Here is a 17614-nt window from a genome sequence, read left to right on the forward strand (position 1 = left end):
CACGCGCGCGTGGAGGGCCCTTTCGCGTTCGAATCGTTCCGGAGGCCTCAGTCGAAACGCCGTACCCCTGAAGGCGTCACGACGGCGCGCACCGGGCGGTCGTGCGCCTCTCCGGGGACGTGCGCGACGACTTCGGCGTCGTACAGGAGCACGACGAGCGCCGGATCGGCGCCCGCCCGCTCCAGGCGCGCCAGGACCCGGTCGTACGAGCCGCCGCCGCGCCCCAGGCGCGTGCCGCGCCCGTCCACCGCCAGTCCCGGCAGCAGCACGACGTCCGCCTCCAGGACGGCGTCCGGGCCGAGTCGCGGTCCGGAGGGCTCCAAAAGCGCCATCTTGCCCGGGTGTTGGACGCGGGCGAGCGAGCCGGGTCCGGTGTACGCCGCCCAGTCCAGGTCGTTGTCCGGGAGCAACACCGGCAGCAGGACGCGGGTCCCGCGCGCGTGGAGGGTGTCGAGGAGCGCGCGGGTGCCCGGTTCGCCGCCCACGGAGACGTACGCGGCGACCGTGCGGGCCGCGGCGAGTTCGGGCAGGTCCAGGGCGCGCCCGGCCAGTTCGGCCGCCGCCTTGTGTGCGTCATCTGGCGGCAACCCCCTTCTTACCGCGAGGATCTCAGCACGCAATGTGCGCTTGATTCCCTTGCCGGAGTCGGGGTGATCCATGGCGAAGTCACACATCCTTCCTATTGTGCTCAAATATGGGCCAATAATCCGAAGCCGCAGATTCTCTGCATAGGCACCGGATATGGTGACGGGCATGACTGAGTCTCACCCCAAGATCACCAAGGCTGTCATCCCCGCAGCTGGTCTTGGCACGCGCTTCCTGCCCGCCACCAAGGCCACGCCCAAGGAAATGCTGCCGGTCGTCGACAAGCCGGCGATCCAGTACGTGGTGGAGGAGGCGGTCGCCGCGGGCCTGGACGACGTCCTCATGATCACGGGCCGCAACAAGCGTCCCCTGGAGGACCACTTCGACCGCAACTACGAGCTGGAGTCCGCCCTGGAGAAGAAGGGCGACGAATCCCGGCTCGCGAAGGTCCAGGAGTCCAGCGACCTGGCCACCATGCACTACGTCCGTCAGGGCGACCCCAGGGGCCTCGGTCACGCCGTCCTGTGCGCCGCCCCGCACGTGGGCCGCGAGCCCTTCGCGGTGCTCCTGGGCGACGACCTGATCGACCCGCGCGACCCGCTGCTCGCCCGCATGGTCGAGATCCAGGACCGGTGCGGCGGCAGCGTCATCGCGCTCATGGAGGTCGCGCCCGAGCAGATCCACCTCTACGGCTGCGCTGCGGTCGAGGCCACCGACGAGGGCGACGTCGTGAAGGTCACCGACCTGGTCGAGAAGCCGGACGTGGCGGACGCCCCCTCGAACTACGCGATCATCGGCCGGTACGTCCTCGATCCGCACATCTTCGACATACTGCGCAAGACCGAGCCGGGCCGCGGCGGTGAGATCCAGCTGACCGACGCCCTCCAGCAGCTCGCCGCCGACGAGAAGGTCGGCGGTCCCGTGCACGGCGTGGTCTTCAAGGGCCGCCGCTATGACACCGGCGACCGCGGCGACTATCTGCGTGCCATTGTCAGACTCGCGTGCGAACGTGAAGACCTGGGCCCCGACTTCAAGGCCTGGCTCCGCAGTTACGTCACCGAGGAGATGTAGCACTTGAGCAGCAGCGGCACGACGACGCACGACGGCACCGGGGCGCCCCGCGGGCAGGACACCGGCCAGGAGCACGTGTGGTCGGTGGACGAGCACCTGGAGGACGTCCTGGCGGCCGTCCGCCCGCTGGAGCCCATCGAGCTCCAGCTCCTCGACGCCCAGGGCTGCGTCCTGGTCGAGGACGTCACGGTGCCCGTGTCGCTGCCGCCCTTCGACAACAGCTCCATGGACGGGTACGCGGTCCGGGCCGCCGACGTCGCGGGCGCGGGCGAGGAGTTCCCCGCCGTCCTGACCGTCGTCGGCGACGTCGCCGCCGGGCAGGGCGAGCAGCCCACCGTCGGCCCCGGCCAGGCCGCCCGCATCATGACCGGTGCCCCGCTGCCGCCCGGCGCCGAGGCGGTCGTGCCCGTGGAGTGGACCGACGGCGGGCTCGGCGAGGGCCCGGTCTCCGGGATGCGCGCCCACAGCGCCGCCCCCGAGGGCGCCTCCGGGGAGGTCCGGGTGTACCGCCCGGCGAAGCCCGGTGCCCACGTCCGCGCCCGGGGCAGCGACGTGCGGGCGGGCGACCGCGCCCTGACCGCGGGCACGGTCCTCGGCGCCCCGCAGATCGCCCTGCTCGCCGCGATCGGCCGGGGCACGGTCACGGTGCGCCCGCGCCCGCGCGTGGTCGTCCTGTCCACCGGAAGCGAACTGGTCCAGCCCGGTGAGGAACTGGCCGACGGTCAGATCTACGACTCCAACAGCTTCTCCCTCACCGCCGCCGCCCGCGAGGCCGGGGCGATCGCCTACCGGGTGGGCGCCGTCGCCGACGACGTGGAGACCCTGCGCTCCACCATCGAGGACCAGCTCATCCGCGCCGACCTCGTGGTCACCACCGGCGGCGTCAGCGTCGGCGCGTACGACGTCGTCAAGGAGGCCCTCTGCGCCATCGGCGACCCGGACGACGAGAAGGGCCTCGGGGCGGGCGGCGGCGTGGAGTTCCGCAAGCTCGCCATGCAGCCCGGCAAGCCGCAGGGCTTCGGCTCGATCGGCCCCGACCACACCCCGCTGCTCGCCCTGCCGGGCAACCCCGTGTCGTCGTACGTCTCCTTCGAGGTCTTCGTACGGCCCGCCGTGCGCACCCTGATGGGCCTGCCGGACGTGCACAGGGCCACCGTCCGGGCCCGGCTGAGCGCCGCCGAGGCGCTCGTGTCGCCGTCCGGGAAGCGCCAGTTCCTGCGCGGCCGCCACGACGCGGACGCGGGCACGGTGACACCCGTCGGCGGCAGCGGGTCGCACCTCGTCGCCGCCCTCGCGCAGGCGGACGCGCTGATCGTCGTCCCCGAGGACACGACGTCGGTCGAGCCGGGCGCCGAGGTCGACGTGGTGCTCCTCGGCTGACGCCCGCCCCGGGCGGGGACGAGGGGCGTCGGCCTCGGGTGGGGCGACCGCGCGCGCCGGACGGGCGGTACGGTGTCGCGCACAGCAGGCCGCGCGCCCGCGCGGGGTCCGGACCAGGAGCGCCACAGCACATGAGCACCCAGCAGGGACTGACGCACATCGACGAAGCGGGTGCCGCCCGCATGGTCGACGTATCGGAGAAGGACGTGACCGCGCGCACCGCGCGGGCGAGCGGGCGCGTCCTGGTCGCGCCACGCGTGATCGAGCTGCTGCGCGGCGAGGGCGTCCCGAAGGGCGACGCCCTGGCGACCGCCCGGATCGCGGGCATCATGGGCGCCAAGCGCACGCCCGACCTGATCCCGCTCTGCCACCCGCTGGCCGTCTCCGGGGTGAAGCTCGACCTGTCCGTCGCCGACGACGCCGTGGAGATCACCGCCACCGTGAAGACGACGGACCGCACGGGCGTGGAGATGGAAGCCCTCACGGCGGTGAGCGTCGCCGCGCTCACGGTCGTCGACATGGTGAAGGCCGTCGACAAGGGGGCCGTCATCACGGACGTACGGGTGGAGGAGAAGACGGGCGGCAAGTCCGGCACCTGGAGCCGCGAGGAGGAGGGCGCGTGAGCGCCTCCACCGGCGCCGCCCCGGGCTCCCCGGCCCCGTACCGCGCACTCGTCGTCACCGCGTCCAACCGCGCCGCCGCCGGCGTCTACGCCGACACGGGTGGACCGATCCTCGCCGAGGGGCTCGCCGCGCTCGGCTTCGCCGTCGACGGCCCCCGGGTGGTGCCCGACGGCGACCCCGTGGCGCGGGCCCTGCGCGCCGGGGTCGAGGCCGGGTACGACGTCATCCTCACCACCGGCGGCACCGGCGTCTCGCCCACCGACCGCACGCCCGAGGCGACCCGCGGCGTCCTCGACCACGAGGTGCCGGGCATCCCGGAGGCGATCCGGGCGTACGGCCGCGAGAAGGTGCCCACGGCCGCGCTCTCCCGGGGCCTGGCCGGGGTCGCGGGCCGCACCCTGATCGTGAACCTGCCCGGCTCCAGCGGCGGGGTGCGCGACGGCCTCGCGGTCCTCGGGCCGCTCCTGCGGCACGCCGTCGACCAGCTGCGCGGCGGCGACCATCCGAGAACCGACGGGGGTGCGAGCTGAACACCCCCAGCTGGCCCGCCGAGCTGACGGACGGTGATGTCACCCTCCGCCCCATAAAGCTGCGTGACCAGCGCGCCTGGCGCGAGGTCAACCGGCGCAACCGCGACTGGCTGCGCCCCTGGGAGGCCACGATCCCGCCGCCCACGCCCGGCGGCCCGGTCGCGCACCGGCCCACGTACCGCCAGATGGTCCGGCACCTGCGGGCGGAGGCCAACGCGGGCCGGATGCTGCCGTTCGTCATCGAGTACCAGGGGCGGCTCGTCGGGCAGTTGACGGTCGCCGGGATCACCTGGGGCTCGATGTGCTCCGGGCACGTCGGGTACTGGGTGGACGAGTCCGTCGCGGGGCGCGGGGTGATGCCGACCGCCGTGGCGCTCGTGGTCGACCACTGCTTCCGGACGGTCGGGCTGCACCGCGTCGAGGTCTGCATTCGGCCGGAGAACGCGCCGAGCCGCCGGGTCGTGGAGAAACTCGGATTCCGCGAGGAGGGGCTTCGTCCACGATATCTTCACATCGACGGGGCCTGGCGCGACCACCTGGTGTTCGCGCTCACCGCGGAGGAGGTCCCGGAGGGCCTGCTGCACCGCTGGCACCGGGCCCGGCCACGGCACACCGCGTAGCGGAGCGTGTGCGCGGCGCAGGTGCGACGGCTCGCGCGGAGCGGTCGAGAGGGTGCTCACCTGGGCGCTTTGGCGCGCGGACGGGGCGAGTTGGCGCCCCGCGGCGGCCGCGGGGCGCGGATGCTGCCTCTCTCATAAATGAAATACCTGTTCGAAATTGCTCGGTGAGCGATCGTTAAATTCCTTGCGGGAACGGCCTGTTGATCGCACCAGTCGCAAAAAAAGTTTGAGATATCAGCCAGATCGTGCGACACACCGGCCCAATTGGCGGATGGCCTCGACAAAACCCCTCTACCGTGTGAGGCGTGAGCAGCAGCGGCCTCTTCTACGCAGTCATCGTCGGGGCCTGGGCCGCCTACTTGGTGCCGATGTGGCTCCGTAGGCAGGACGAGCTCAATGAAGCCCGTCCGACGGAACGCTTCAGCACCGCCATCCGGCTGCTGTCCGGACGGGCGGGCATGGAGCGCCGATACGCCAAGGACCTGCGCGCGCGTACGTCCGACTCGTCCGAGGAGGAGTCGCGCGCCGAACCGGACGCCGCCACCGACTCGGTGGACGTCCGGGCCTTCGCCATGCTCCCGGACGAGGACGTGGCGACCGAGCCCCGCGGCCGGGCGACGGGACGGCAACGGCCCCGGTCCCAGGCGGGCGTGGACACGGAGCCGCACGGCCGGCAGCCGTCCGCGCCGGACGCCGCGGACCGGCGCAAGGGCACCGACCGACAGGCCCCCGACCGGCAGCAGGCCCACCGCCAGGGTCCCCGCGGCGCGGCGGCCGAGCGGCGGGCCGCCCGCGGTGCCGCCGAGGCCGCCGCCCGGGCCCGGCGCTCCAAGGTCCTCGCGCGCCGCCGCCGCACCACGGTGATGCTGTTCCTCGCCTTCACGCTCGCCGCGGTCGTCGCCGCGGTCGGCGGCGTGGGGCTGCTGTGGGTGCCCGGTGTGCCCGCGGCGCTGCTGAGCGCGTACATCGTCTATCTGCGCCGCCAGGAGCGGCGGCGCTTCACGTACACGATGGACCGGCGCCGGGCCGAGGCCGCCGCGCGGCAGCTGCGCGAGCGGCAGCCGCGCCGGCCCGAGCGCGGCGCCGAGCCCGTCGCCGAGGAGCCCGCCCCGGAGGCCGACCCCGGTCTGTCCGCGCTCGCCGCCGACCGGCGCGCGCTCGTCGAGCAGACCGACCACGCCGAGTGGGTCGACCAGCAGCGCGAGCGGCGGCACGGCCCCGCCCGCGGCGACAGCTGGGACCCGGTCCCGGTGCCCCTTCCGACGTACGTGACGGCCCCGGTCGCCCCGCGCGCCACCGGCAGCGTCGACCTGGGCGCGCCCGACACCTGGAGCTCGGCCCGGTCGAGCACGGCGGAACCGGCCGCGGACGGTGCGGCGGACCGCGCCGGGCGGGACGGGGCCGAGCGCGCCGAGCAGGAGCACCCGGAGCGGGAGGAGCGCGCCGAGGCCGCCGGGGGCGAGGCCCGCAGCGACGCCCGCAGGGCCGCGTCCGCCCGCCGCTCCCGCGAGCGCGGCCGCACCCCGCTGTTCGACCAGTACGACGACGGCGCCTCCGCCGACGGCCGCCCGCGCGCCGCGAACGAGTGACCGGTGGCACACCCCGGGACCCCGGCGCGCCGTCGCGGGGTCCCGCTCGCTGACCAGCGGGGAACGGATTTCCAAGCACCCCGGTGGGGGTGCTAGAGTTTCACTCGTTGCAAGGGCCTGTGGCGCAGTCCGGTAGCGCACCTCGTTCGCATCGAGGGGGCCAGGGGTTCAAATCCCCTCAGGTCCACTGCACATGAAGATCCCGCCCGATCGAAAGATCGGGCGGGATCTTTGCGTTGGGCCTCCGTGCGGGGGCCCGGTGGGCCTCAGTCCGGCAGGAGCGCGAGGTCGAGCGCGTGCAGGCGGGACGGGGTGGCGATCACGTCGTACGCCGTGACGCGGCCGGACTCGATGGTGACGGTCAGGGCCAGGCGCAGCCGGCCGTGGGGGGCCACGACCAGGCCGGGGCGGCCGTTGACCAGGGCCGGGGCCGCGAACCGGGCGTTGCGGGCGAGCAGGATCGTCTCGCGGGCGACGGCGTCGGCGCCACGGATCTCCGGCCGCGTGCGCGCGGGCAGCGCCGCGGCCTCGGCGCGGCGGACGACGTCGGGGGCCAGGACCGCTAGCAGGGCGGTGAGGTCGCCGCCGCGGGCCGCGTCGAGGAAGGCCTCCACGACGTGCCGGTGCCGGGCCAGCTCCGCGTCGGGCAGGGCGGGGGTGCCGCGGACCTTCTGGCGGGCGCGGCTCGCCAGCTTCTTCGTGGCGGCGGTGGAGCGCTCCACGATGGGGGCGATCCGGTCGAAGGGCACCGCGAAGGAGTCGTGCAGCACGAACGCGACCCGTTCGGCGGGCCCGAGCGTGTCCAGGACCACGAGCAGGGCGCGCCCCACGGACTCGACCAGGACGGCCTCTTCCTCGGGGGTCGGCGTGGTCCGGCTGGGGACGCGGTCGAGGGCGCCCTCGTCGGACAGGAAGGCCTCGCGGCGCGACGCGCGCGTGCGCAGCATGTCGAGGCAGACCCGGGAGACCACCGTGGTCAGCCAGCCCGGCAGGTTCACGATGCCCGCGACGTCGGTGCGGCCGAGCCGCAGCCAGGTCTCCTGCACGGCGTCGTCGGCCTCGGCGGCGGAGCCGAGCATGCGGTACGCGACGGCCCGGAGGCGGCCGCGGTGCGTCTCGAAGAGGTCCGCGAGGCCGTCCGCCTCGTGCCGCTCGTCCATCGGTCACCTTTTCCCGGGTCGCTCCGTCAGGGCCGTGACGTAGCCAACCACCTTGTGGTGACAGGAGTGAACGACCATGGATGAGGCCGTACGGACCCAGGCACCGGTGCTGCTGCACCTGGACTCGAGCGCCGACCGGAGCGACGGCTCGGTGACCCGCGCCCTCGGCGCCGCGTACGCGCGCGGCTGGCTGGCCCGGCACCCCGGCGCGGAATACCGGTACCGGGACCTGACCGCGGAGCCCGTACCGCTCGTCGGCGAGGGGTACGTCCGGCTCGGGACACGGGCGGAGCGGCAGGGCGCGCTGCCCCTGGAGAAGGTGGCCGCGCTGACCGAGGGGACCGCCGAGGAGCGGGAGTGGGCGGTGACGCTGCCGCTGGTCACCGAGGTGCGGGCGGCCACGACGCTGCTCGTCGGGGCTCCCATGTACAACTTCTCCGTCTCCGCCGCCCTGAAGGCCTGGATCGACCGGGTCTCCTTCCCCGGCGCGTACGTCGACCCGGACAGCGGGCGGCCGCTGCTCGCCCGGACCCGGGTGGTGGTGGCCGCCGCGTGCGGGGGCGGCTACGGTCCCGGCACCCCGCGCGAGGGGTGCGACTTCCAGCTGCCGTACCTGCGGGCGTACTTCGCGCAGCTCGGGGTGGCCGAGGAGAACCTGCGCGTGGTGCGGGCCGAGCTGACGCGGGCCGGGGACATTCCGGCGCTCGGGCGGTTCCGCGAGCTCGGGGAGCGGTCGCTCGCCGGGGCCCGCGAGGCGGTGGGGGCGCTGGCGGAGTCGTTCTAGGCTCGGGCGGGCCCCGGGCCGGGCGTCCCTCCTCCGGCTGGTCTCCGCGCGTGCACCAATGGGGTGATCGTTACATTTGACGCATGCGGGGCAGCTGGAGGAGGCGTGCCGGAGCCGTCGGCGGGACGGTCCTTGCCGTCGTGCTCGCCGGGGGCTGCGCGGAGCACGAGGGGCTGCACGTCGAGGGCCCCGCGCTCAGGCCGACGCGGATCAGCGGTCCGGTGTACGTCGCCGACGCGCTCGCGCGGCCCCTCCAGCGGCCCACGGCCTTCGGCGTCACCGACGACGTGGCCATGTCCTCGCTGCGCTGGAAGGACTGGGGCGGGCCCACCGCGCGGGCCACCGGACGGCTCAGCGGCAGCTGGTGCCTGCCGGGCTGCGGCCGGGAGCCGTACGAGGCGACGCTGACGCTCAGCGGGGTCGAGCGGGAGGACTCCGCCGCCTACTACCGGCGGGCGACCGTCGAGCCCGCGAAGCCCGAGGTGCTGCCGCCCGCCGCCGTGAACGTGCAGTTCCAGGGCATCCGGCTGATGGCGCCGGACTTCTGAGGCCGGGGCGCCCATGGGACTGCGGACGAAGATCGGCCTGGCCATCGCGGGCACGGCGGCCGTGGTGTCCGTGGTGATCGGGCTGCTCGTGCACCACCGCACCGTCGAGGCGCAGTACGACAGCGCGCGCAGCCAGGCCGGGGAGCGGCTGCGGACCGCCGTGCAGGACCACGCGGCCGGGATCGACGGCGACCGCACCCTCATCGACCCGCCCGACCTGCCCAGACCCCTGGCGCACGCGGCGCGGGCGGGAAAGTGGGGCGTGTTCCTCGACCGGAGCGGGAAGGTGCCGCAGCTCTGGGCGGCCAGCGGCTACCGCGACGAGATCGTCGCGGTGAAGTGGCCCTACCGCTGGGAGACCGAGACGGTACGGGATCTGGACCGGGTGCTGTGGGCCGCGGGCGGCATCGGCACCGCCCTCGCGTGCGTGGCCGGGCTGCTGGTCGCGACGCGCCTCGGGCACCGGCTCACCGCGAAGGCGGACGCGGCGCAGCGGATCGCGGACGGCGATCTGACGGCCCGCCTTCCGCTGCACGGCAAGGACGAGATCACCCGGCTCGCCGCCGCCGTGAACACCATGGCGGACGCGCTCGCCGCGCGGCTGCGGGCCGAGCGGGAGGTCACCGCGAACATCGCCCACGAGCTGCGCACGCCCGTCGCGGGCATGGTCACGGCGGCGGGGCTGCTGCCGCCGGGGCGCCCCGCCGAACTCGTGCGGGAGGCCGCGGGGCGACTGCGGGAGCTCGTCGACGACGTGATCGAGGTGGCGCGGCTCGACGCGGCGGGCGAGGAGGTCCGCACGGAGGTGTGCGGGCTCGGGGACGTGGTGCGGCGGGCCGTGGCCGGGGCGGTGGGGGACGCGGAGGGGGTGTCCGTGCGGGTGGTGCGGGACGTGGAGGTGGAGACCGACCCGCGGCGGGTCGAGCGGATCGTGGCGAACTTCGTCACCAACGCCTTGCGGCACGGGCGGGTGCCGGTGGTGGTGGCGGTGGAGGGGGGTGTGGTGTCCGTGCGGGACCAGGGGGCCGGGTTTCCGGAGGCGCTGCTCGCCGGGGGGCCGCAGCGGTTTCGCACGGGGGCGCGGGAGACGGGGCTGGGGCTCGGGCTGACGATCGCGCGGGGGCAGGCGGAGGTGCTGGGCGCCTCGGTGCGCTTCGCCAATGAGGGGGGTGGGGCGGTGGCGACGCTTGACCTCAGCGCCGCCGTGCTGCCCTCCGGGGGTGGGGGCTGAGTACACGGCTGAGCGGCGCTGTGGGCTGTGCCCACCCGTCCCGCCCTGCGGGACGATTGCCCACAGCGGGGAAGGGGGGCGGGCCGTCCGCTGCCCGGCGCGTGGAGGGCCCCGTCAGGGGCGCGGGGAACTGCGCGAGCGGCCACGACGGACCGGCAGGCGGACGACGGCACGGCACGGCTCAGCCCAGCCCGGCGCGGGGAACTGCGCGAGCGGCCACGGTGGGCCGGCAGGCGGACGACGGGCTCGGCGCGGGCCGGTGCGGGCCGGGGTGGCGCGGAGCTCAGCGCAAGGGCTTGGCGTAGCAGCGGCTCAGGTCGTGGAAGCGGTAGTAGCCGAAGCGGTCGCAGAGGGCGTAGCCGCTGGAGGAGTAGAGGGCGATGGCCTCGGGCTGCTTGGTGCCGGTTTCGAGGACCATGCGGGCCCGCCCCGCCGCGCGGGCGTCCTCCTCCAGGGCGGCCAGGATCCGCCGGGCGAGCCCGAGGCCCCGCGCCTCGGGGACGACGTACATGCGCTTGATCTCGGCGTCGCCGTCCGCGTACCCCTCGCCGTTCTCGTCCATCACGCGCCAGCCGCCCGTCGCCACGGGCGCGTCCGCGGCGTCGTACGCGATGAGGTAGAGGCCGCGCGGCGGCCGGAACATCGTCGGGTCCAGCGGCGTGACGTCGCCCTCGTCCCCGTAGCGCTCGGCGTACTCGGCCTGGACACGGTCGTTGAGCTTCACGGCGTCGGGGTGGTCGAAGGCGACCCGGCGTATGTCCATGCTGTGAATCGTATCCCTATGCAGATGGTGTGGTGGCTGCGACGGTCGCCTCCAGTGTGCCGGTAGGGTGCCGGGATGCTCACTGTGACCAGCGTGAATGTGAACGGGCTGCGGGCCGCCGCCAAGAAGGGGTTCGTGGAGTGGCTCGACGGCACCGGCGCCGACGTGCTGTGCCTCCAGGAGGTGCGGGCCGAGCCGCACCAGCTGCCGGACGAGGTGCGCGCGCCCGAGGGCTGGCACGTGACGCACGCCCCGGCCGCGGCGAAGGGCCGCGCGGGCGTCTCGCTGTACACGCGGCGGGAGCCGGAGCGCGTGCGGGTCGGCTTCGGGTCCGCCGAGTTCGACGGGAGCGGGCGCTATGTGGAGGCGGACCTGCCTGGTGTCACGGTCGCGAGCCTGTATCTGCCCTCGGGCGAGGTCGGCACCGAGCGGCAGGACGAGAAGATCCGGTTCATGGGGGAGTTCCTCGCGTATCTGAAGGACCTGAAGGCGCGGGCCGCCGCCGACGGCCGCGAGGTCCTCGTCTGCGGCGACTGGAACATCGCCCACCAGGAGGCGGACCTCAAGAACTGGCGCGGCAACAAGAAGAACTCCGGCTTCCTGCCGGAGGAGCGCGCCTGGATGTCGGAGGTGTTCGCCGAGTTCGGCGACGTCATGCGCGTCCTGCACCCGGACGTCGAGGGCCCGTACTCGTGGTGGTCCTACCGGGGCCGCGCCTTCGACAACGACTCGGGGTGGCGCATCGACTACCACGTCGCGACGCCCGGCCTCGTGGACCGCGCGGTGAAGGGCTTCGTCGAGCGGGCCGCGACGCACGACGAGCGCTGGTCGGACCACGCCCCGGTGACCGTCGTCTACGAGTAGGCCCGGCCGTCCGGGTCGCGGGAGGGGCCCGCTTGCGCCCTCCGGGCGAACCGCCGGTGAAAGGTCCGGCGGAGGGCTGTCCCGGCTCCGTGCGGCATGGCAGATTGCGGACGCGTACACGGCAAGCGCGTCAACTGCCGGTCGGACGAGGGGGCTTCATGGCTGCTGGTCTTTCCAGACGGAGTTTTCTGATCGGGGCGGGCGCCGCGGGCGCGCTGGGGGCGGCACCCGCCGCGGCCGGGGCCGCGCCGCGCGGGGTGCCCGCGGGCACCCCGCCCGTGCTCGTCACCGAGCAGGCGAGCAGGCGCCTGCTCGTCCTCGACCCGAGGCGGCGGGAGTGGGACCCGGCCGCCGATCCGTCCGTCGTGCGCTGGCAGTTCTCGCCGCTCGGCGACCCGCGCTACGCGGACCTGCGGCCCGAGGCGAGCTGGGTCTACCCGTGCGAGGCGAGGCCGCGGCGGCTGCGGGGCCGCACGCTGGTCCTGACGACGGCGTCCTTCGGGTTCGTGGCCGCCGTGGAGTTCCCGTCGGGCCGCCGCTACTGGGGGACCGCGATCGGCCCCGGCGACGACCTGTTCAACCCGCACTCCGCCGAGCTGCTGCCCGACGGCAACGTGGCGGTCGCGTGCAGCACCGGCGCGCAGGTGCGCCTGTACGCCGCCTCCTGCGGGCCGGACGCCACGCGGTACGCGCAGGCGAGCCTCAAGGGCGCGCACGGCCTGCACTGGGACCGGGCGCGGCGCGTCCTGTGGGCGATCGGCGACGACGAGCTGGTGACGTACGAGGTCGGCGGGGAGCCCGCGCGGCCCGCGCTCACCCGGACGTCCGCGACGCCGCTGCCGGTGGCCGTGCCGGGGCGGACGGCGGGCGGTCACGACCTGTTCCCGGTGGCGGGGCGGCCGGGGCGGCTCTGGGTGACGACCAACACGGCGGTCTTCCAGTACGAGAAGCGGACGGGAGCCTTCGTGCGTGACTACCCGGGCCACGAGCTGATCGACCGGGACAAGGTGAAGGCGGTCGGCAACGACCCGCGCACCGGGCAGGTGCTCAGCACCGTGCCGGAAGGCGGCCTGGGGGAGACCTGGTGGACGACGCGGGTCAGCGTGCACCGGCCGAGCGGCAGCTATCACCTGGTCAACGGGGGGATCTACAAGGCGCGTTGGTGGCTGCCGAGCTGAGCGGGCCGACCGGGCTGAGCGGGTCCACTGGGCCGACCGGGGCCGAGCGGGCCGCCGGGCCGGGGCGGGCGGCCTCAGGGCCGGTTCAGGCCGGTTCAGGGCCGGTTCAGGCGCCGGTCGAGGGCCAGGGAGAGCTCCGCCTCCACCACGCTCTTGGCGAGCGGGCGCAGCTCGTCCGCGGTGACCTCCGGGTGCTCGGCGGCGTGCTCGACGGTGAACGCGACGAACAACTCGGCCAGCGCGTCGGCGTGTTCGCGGATGCGCTGGCCCGCCTCCATGACGGACGCCAGCGGTATGCCCTTGCGCACCAGGGCGGCCGAGGCGTCGAGCAGGCGGTTGCTGATGTGCACGATGTCGTCGCCGTCGGTGCCCAGATAGCCGAGCTCCATCGCGGCCGCCAGGTTCTCCGGGGTGACCTGGCCCGCGAAGCGGTCGGCCAGCTCCTCGGGGGTGAGGCGGACCGGGGTCTCCTCCGACGGGCCGTCGATGCCGAGGAGCTCGGCCACGTCGCGGCCCTTCTCGAAGGCCTCGGCCAGCTCGGCGATGCCCTGGAGGGTGTGGCCGCGCTCGAGCAGGGCGGCGATGGTGCGCAGGCGGGCCAGGTGGTGGTCGTCGTACCAGGCGATGCGGCCCTCGCGGCGCGGGGGCGGGATGAGGCCGCGCTCGCGGTAGAAGCGCACGGTGCGCACGGTGATCCCGGCCGCCGCGGCGAGTTCGTCCATGCGGTACTCGCGCACCGGCGGTCGGCCCTCGCCCGTGCCCGCCGCCCCTGCCGTTCCGTCCGTCACCGCGTCCGCCCCGTCTCCCGCCACAACCCGCACCCTATGTGCAGGCCCGAGCCCTACCGTCGGTAACTTTCCTCCGTCGCCCCCTACCCATGAGTACGGAGCTGCTCTACGCTCCGATTGTGCCAGCGATTACTGGCAGAGTCATGGACTTCGGGAGGCGGCGGCATGGCCGAGCGCAAGCGGGTACGCGACAAGGCGCACGAGCACGTCCGGGTGGCGGTGATCGGATCCGGGTTCGGCGGCCTCGGGGCCGCCGTGCGACTGCGCCGCGAGGGCGTCACCGACTTCGTCGTCCTGGAGCGCGCGGGCGCGGTCGGCGGCACCTGGCGCGACAACAGCTATCCGGGCTGCGCCTGCGACGTGCCGTCCCATCTGTACTCGTTCTCCTTCGCGCCCAACCCCGACTGGCCGCGCACCTTCTCCGGCCAGGAGCACATCTGGGACTACCTGGAACGGGTCGCCGACACCTTCCGGCTGCGGCCGCACATCCGCCTCGACACCGAGGTCCGCGGGGCGCGCTGGAACGGCGAGCGGCTGCTGTGGGAGCTGGAGACCAGCCGGGGGCACCTCACCGCCGACGTCGTGGTCTCCGCCACCGGGCCGCTGTCCGACCCGAAGACGCCCGACATCCCGGGCCTCGACACCTTCCCCGGCAAGGTCTTCCACTCCGCCCGCTGGGACCACGACTACGACCTGCGCGGCAAGCGCGTCGCGATGATCGGCACCGGGGCGTCCGCGATCCAGATCGTGCCGGAGATCCAGCGCGACGTACGCCGCCTCACGCTCTTCCAGCGCACGCCGCCGTGGGTCATGCCGCGCGCGGACCGGGACATCACCGGGGCCGAGCGCTGGCTGCACCGCCAGCTGCCCTTCACCACGCAGCTGCGGCGCGGCCTGCTGTGGGGCATCCGCGAGCTCCAGGTGCAGGCGTTCACCAAGCGGCCGAACGAGCTGGGCCTGGTCGAGAGCATCGCCAAGCGGAACATGGCGCGCGCCATCAAGGACCCGGAGCTGCGCGCCAAGCTGACCCCGACGTACCGCATCGGCTGCAAGCGGATCCTGCTGTCCAACAGCTACTACCCGGCGCTCGCGCAGCCGCACGTGGACGTGGTCGCGAGCGGCCTCGCGGAGGTGCGCGGCTCCACGGTCGTGGCCGCCGACGGCACCGAGGCCGAGGTCGACGCGATCGTCTTCGGCACCGGCTTCCACGTCACGGACATGCCGATCGCCGACCGCGTGGTGGGCGACGACGGCAGGACGCTCATGGAGACCTGGAAGGACGGCATGAAGGCGCTGCGCGGCGCGACCGCGGCGGGCTTCCCCAACTTCCTCACCGTCATCGGCCCGAACACGGGCCTGGGCAACTCCTCCATGATCCTCATGATCGAGTCCCAGCTGAACTACCTGGCCGACTACCTGCGGCAGTTGGACGTCCTCGGCGGCCGGGCCGCCCTCGCCGCCCGGCCGAGCGCCGTCAACGCGTGGAACCGCCGCGTCCAGGAGCGCATGAAGCGCACCGTGTGGAACACCGGCGGCTGCACGAGCTGGTACCTGGACGCCAACGGCGTCAACACGACGGTCTGGCCCGGCACCACGACGGAGTTCCGCGCGGCGACGCGCAGCGTGGACCTGAACGAGTACGAGGTGCTGCGGCCCCCGGCCCCGGTCCCCGCCGCCCGGGGCGGCCGCGCGCTTGAGGTCTCCGCGTGAGGGGCCGGGCGCACGTCCTGGCCGGCCCGTTCGCGCCGCCCGTACCCGCGCGCGAGCTGAGCGCCGTGTCGGCCGACGGCACCCGGCTGCACGTCGAGGCGCACGGGCCCGAGGGCGCGCCCGCCGTGGTCCTCGTCCACGGCTGGACCTGCTCGACCGCGTTCTGGGCCGCGCAGCTCCGCGCCCTGTCGGCCACGCGCCGCGTCATCGCGTACGACCAGCGCGGGCACGGACGCAGCGAAGCGCCGGTGGAGGCCGCCGGATACAGCACGCGGGCGCTCGCCGACGACTTGGAGGCCGTGCTCGCCGCGACCCTCGCGCCCGGCGAGCGGGCGGTGCTCGTCGGGCACTCCATGGGCGGCATGACGCTGATGGCGGCGGCCGCGCGGCCAGGGGTGCGCGCGCACGCGGCGGCGGCGCTGCTGTGCAGCACGGGCAGCTCCCGCCTGGTCGCGGAGTCGACGGTGCTGCCGCTGCGGGCGGGCGCGGCACGGACCCTGCTCACCCGGCGGGTGCTCGCCGCGCGGGCGCCGCTGGGCCCGGTCACGCCGTTCGCCCGCAGGCTGCTCAAGTACGCGACGATGGGCCCCGGTTCGGCCCCCGAGCGGGTCGAGGCGTGCGCGCGGATCGTGCACGCGTGCCCGCGCGTGCCGCGGTACCGCTGGGCGCACGTGCTCGACGGCCTCGGGCTCGACGCCGGGCTCGCCGACCTGACGGTGCCCACGGCCGTGCTCGCCGGGACCGCGGACCGGCTGACGCCCCTCGTCCACGCGCGGCGGCTCGCGGCGGCGCTGCCGCACTGCACCGGCCTGACCGAGCTGGTCGGCATCGGACACATGACGCCGGTGGAGGCACCGGAGGCGGTGACGCGGGCCGTCGCGGACCTCGCCGACACGTACCTGGACGGAACATCCGTACGACTGAAGGAGGGCGCGTGAGCAGGGTCAGCCTGGAGGGGCAGGTCGCGGTCGTCACCGGGGCGGCGCGGGGGGTCGGGGAACTCCTCGCCCGCAAGCTGTCGGCACGCGGCGCGCGCGTCGCGCTCGTCGGCCTGGAGCCGGAGGAGCTGAAGCAGGTCAGCGGGCGGCTGCACACCGAGAGCGACTTCTGGTACGCGGACGTCACCGACCACGGGGCGATGGCGCGGGTGGCCGCGGAGGTCAAGGAGCGCTTCGGCAAGGCCGACGTCGTGGTCGCCAACGCGGGCGTCGCCAGCGGCGGGCCCTTCATGGACTCCGACCCCGTCGCCTGGCGGCGGGTCATCGAGGTCAATCTGATCGGCAGCGCGGTGACGGCGCGGGCGTTCCTGCCCGTGCTCGCCGAGAGCCGAGGCTATCTGTTGCAGATCGCCTCGCTCGCGGCGATGACCCCGGCGCCGATGATGACCGCGTACTGCGCGTCCAAGTCCGGCGTGGAGGCGTACGCGCACGCGCTGCGGGCCGAGGTCGGGTACAAGGGCGTGAAGGTGGGGGTCGGGTATCTGTCCTGGACGGACACCGACATGGTGCGGGGGGCCGACCAGGACGACGTGATGCGGGAGTTGCGGCAGCGGCTGCCGTGGCCCTCCAACAAGACCTATCCGCTGGGGCCCGCGGTCGACCGGCTCGTGGCGGGCATCGAGCGGCGCTCCGCCCATGTCTACGGGCAGTGGTGGCTGCGGGGGTTGCAGGGGGTGCGGCCCTATCTGCCCGGGATCATCGCGGGGGTCGGGCAGCGCGAGATGCGGCGCCTTGAGCCGCGGCTCGGCCAGGTGTCCAGGGGCCTGGTCGGCGCGGGCGGCACCGCGGACGAGGCCATCCGCCCGCACTGAGGGGCCGGGCGGCGCCTGGGCCTCGGGCCCCGGTGGTACGGCTGGGCGGCACCTCGGCGCTGTGCCCACCCGTCCCGCCCTGCGGGACGATTGCCCACAGCGGACAGCGGACAGCGGACAGCGGACAGCGGGCAGCGGGCAGCGGGCAGCGGGGCGGTCCCACCCGCCCGCCCCCACCCGCCCGCCCCCACCTGGCCCGGCGAGGCCGCGGAGCTCCGGGTGGGCGGGCGGGAAGCCCCGCCGCGGCAGCGGCGGACCCACCCACCCGGCGGCAGCGCTCCGCGTCGGGGCCCGGCCTCGCAAGGCTGGGGAGACACGGGTGGGCGGGTGGGCGAAACCCTGCCGCGGTAGCGGCAGGGGCGCCCACCCGCCCAAGCACA

At 74.7% G+C, this 17614-nt stretch carries 18 protein-coding genes and 1 tRNA gene; 15 read left to right on the forward strand and 4 right to left on the reverse strand.

Annotation, left to right across the window (positions count from 1 at the left end; genetic code table 11):
- Positions 1 to 47: 47 nt before the first annotated feature.
- Positions 48 to 659 carry a 5-formyltetrahydrofolate cyclo-ligase gene (locus AC5WAM_RS23645; RefSeq protein WP_366791649.1) on the reverse strand — a complete coding sequence of 204 codons (612 nt, stop codon included), beginning with the start codon at positions 657 to 659 and terminating at the stop codon, positions 48 to 50.
- Between the two features lie 94 nt (positions 660 to 753).
- Between AC5WAM_RS23645 and galU the strand changes: the two genes are divergently transcribed.
- The 7 genes from galU (at position 754) to AC5WAM_RS23680 (ending at position 6585) form a co-directional block, all read left to right on the forward strand.
- Positions 754 to 1656 carry a UTP--glucose-1-phosphate uridylyltransferase GalU gene (gene galU, locus AC5WAM_RS23650; RefSeq protein ID WP_172384844.1) on the forward strand — a complete coding sequence of 301 codons (903 nt, stop codon included), beginning with the start codon at positions 754 to 756 and terminating at the stop codon, positions 1654 to 1656.
- Between the two features lie 3 nt (positions 1657 to 1659).
- Positions 1660 to 3036, forward strand: a complete 1377-nt coding sequence (gene glp, locus AC5WAM_RS23655; protein ID WP_495518726.1) for a molybdotransferase-like divisome protein Glp — start codon at positions 1660 to 1662, stop codon at positions 3034 to 3036.
- 131 nt (positions 3037 to 3167) lie between these two features.
- Positions 3168 to 3659 carry a cyclic pyranopterin monophosphate synthase MoaC gene (gene moaC / locus AC5WAM_RS23660; protein ID WP_366791650.1) on the forward strand — a complete coding sequence of 164 codons (492 nt, stop codon included), beginning with the start codon at positions 3168 to 3170 and terminating at the stop codon, positions 3657 to 3659.
- A complete protein-coding gene (locus tag AC5WAM_RS23665) occupies positions 3656 to 4189 on the forward strand; it encodes a MogA/MoaB family molybdenum cofactor biosynthesis protein (RefSeq protein ID WP_138960200.1) in 534 nt (177 codons plus the stop codon). Before moaC ends, AC5WAM_RS23665 begins: the two co-directional genes overlap by 4 nt.
- On the forward strand, positions 4186 to 4809 hold the full coding sequence (locus AC5WAM_RS23670) for a GNAT family N-acetyltransferase (RefSeq protein WP_366791705.1): 624 nt from the start codon (positions 4186 to 4188) through the stop codon (positions 4807 to 4809). The genes AC5WAM_RS23665 and AC5WAM_RS23670 overlap by 4 nt, the downstream gene beginning before the upstream one ends.
- Before the next feature lie 305 nt (positions 4810 to 5114).
- Positions 5115 to 6398, forward strand: coding sequence for a divisome protein SepX/GlpR (gene sepX / locus AC5WAM_RS23675; protein ID WP_495518727.1), 1284 nt, complete (start codon positions 5115 to 5117; stop codon positions 6396 to 6398).
- 113 nt (positions 6399 to 6511) lie between these two features.
- A tRNA-Ala gene (locus tag AC5WAM_RS23680) sits at positions 6512 to 6585 on the forward strand.
- Positions 6586 to 6664: 79 nt separating this feature from the next.
- Here the strand turns inward: AC5WAM_RS23680 and AC5WAM_RS23685 are convergent.
- Complete coding sequence (locus AC5WAM_RS23685) at positions 6665 to 7558, reverse strand: sigma-70 family RNA polymerase sigma factor (RefSeq protein ID WP_495518728.1); 894 nt, start codon at positions 7556 to 7558, stop codon at positions 6665 to 6667.
- Positions 7559 to 7634: 76 nt separating this feature from the next.
- Here AC5WAM_RS23685 and AC5WAM_RS23690 point away from each other — a divergent pair, with 76 nt between their 5' ends.
- The 3 genes from AC5WAM_RS23690 to AC5WAM_RS23700 all read left to right on the forward strand — a co-directional run bounded on the left by AC5WAM_RS23690 (position 7635) and on the right by AC5WAM_RS23700 (position 10121).
- Positions 7635 to 8342 (forward strand): FMN-dependent NADH-azoreductase, encoded by a 708-nt coding sequence (locus AC5WAM_RS23690; RefSeq protein WP_366791653.1) that lies wholly within the window; start codon positions 7635 to 7637, stop codon positions 8340 to 8342.
- Positions 8343 to 8425: 83 nt separating this feature from the next.
- On the forward strand, positions 8426 to 8890 hold the full coding sequence (locus tag AC5WAM_RS23695; protein ID WP_495518729.1) for a hypothetical protein: 465 nt from the start codon (positions 8426 to 8428) through the stop codon (positions 8888 to 8890).
- Positions 8891 to 8903: 13 nt separating this feature from the next.
- Positions 8904 to 10121: a sensor histidine kinase gene (locus AC5WAM_RS23700; RefSeq protein ID WP_495518730.1), complete on the forward strand. Its 1218-nt coding sequence runs from the start codon at positions 8904 to 8906 to the stop codon at positions 10119 to 10121.
- 283 nt (positions 10122 to 10404) lie between these two features.
- Here the strand turns inward: AC5WAM_RS23700 and AC5WAM_RS23705 are convergent, their stop codons facing one another.
- On the reverse strand, positions 10405 to 10884 hold the full coding sequence (locus tag AC5WAM_RS23705) for a GNAT family N-acetyltransferase (protein ID WP_366791656.1): 480 nt from the start codon (positions 10882 to 10884) through the stop codon (positions 10405 to 10407).
- Positions 10885 to 10959: 75 nt separating this feature from the next.
- On the opposite strand from AC5WAM_RS23705, the gene AC5WAM_RS23710 reads away from it, so the two are divergent.
- Together AC5WAM_RS23710 and AC5WAM_RS23715 are read left to right on the forward strand one after the other, a co-directional pair.
- Positions 10960 to 11748 carry an exodeoxyribonuclease III gene (locus AC5WAM_RS23710; protein ID WP_366791657.1) on the forward strand — a complete coding sequence of 263 codons (789 nt, stop codon included), beginning with the start codon at positions 10960 to 10962 and terminating at the stop codon, positions 11746 to 11748.
- Positions 11749 to 11906: 158 nt separating this feature from the next.
- Positions 11907 to 12926 carry a DUF6528 family protein gene (locus AC5WAM_RS23715; protein WP_366791658.1) on the forward strand — a complete coding sequence of 340 codons (1020 nt, stop codon included), beginning with the start codon at positions 11907 to 11909 and terminating at the stop codon, positions 12924 to 12926.
- 95 nt (positions 12927 to 13021) lie between these two features.
- Here AC5WAM_RS23715 and AC5WAM_RS23720 read toward each other — a convergent pair whose 3' ends face one another.
- Complete coding sequence (locus AC5WAM_RS23720; RefSeq protein ID WP_366791706.1) at positions 13022 to 13648, reverse strand: MerR family transcriptional regulator; 627 nt, start codon at positions 13646 to 13648, stop codon at positions 13022 to 13024.
- Between the two features lie 231 nt (positions 13649 to 13879).
- Here AC5WAM_RS23720 and AC5WAM_RS23725 point away from each other — a divergent pair, with 231 nt between their 5' ends.
- From AC5WAM_RS23725 to AC5WAM_RS23735, 3 genes are read left to right on the forward strand one after another with little or no spacing between them, the layout of a single operon-like run.
- Complete coding sequence (locus AC5WAM_RS23725; RefSeq protein WP_495518731.1) at positions 13880 to 15424, forward strand: flavin-containing monooxygenase; 1545 nt, start codon at positions 13880 to 13882, stop codon at positions 15422 to 15424.
- Complete coding sequence (locus AC5WAM_RS23730; RefSeq protein ID WP_495518732.1) at positions 15421 to 16362, forward strand: alpha/beta fold hydrolase; 942 nt, start codon at positions 15421 to 15423, stop codon at positions 16360 to 16362. Before AC5WAM_RS23725 ends, AC5WAM_RS23730 begins: the two co-directional genes overlap by 4 nt.
- A complete protein-coding gene (locus AC5WAM_RS23735; protein ID WP_495518733.1) occupies positions 16359 to 17234 on the forward strand; it encodes an SDR family oxidoreductase in 876 nt (291 codons plus the stop codon). The genes AC5WAM_RS23730 and AC5WAM_RS23735 overlap by 4 nt, the downstream gene beginning before the upstream one ends.
- The last annotated feature ends 380 nt before the right edge of the window (positions 17235 to 17614 follow it).

The sequence above is a fragment of the Streptomyces sp. JLYT201 genome (assembly GCF_059448825.1).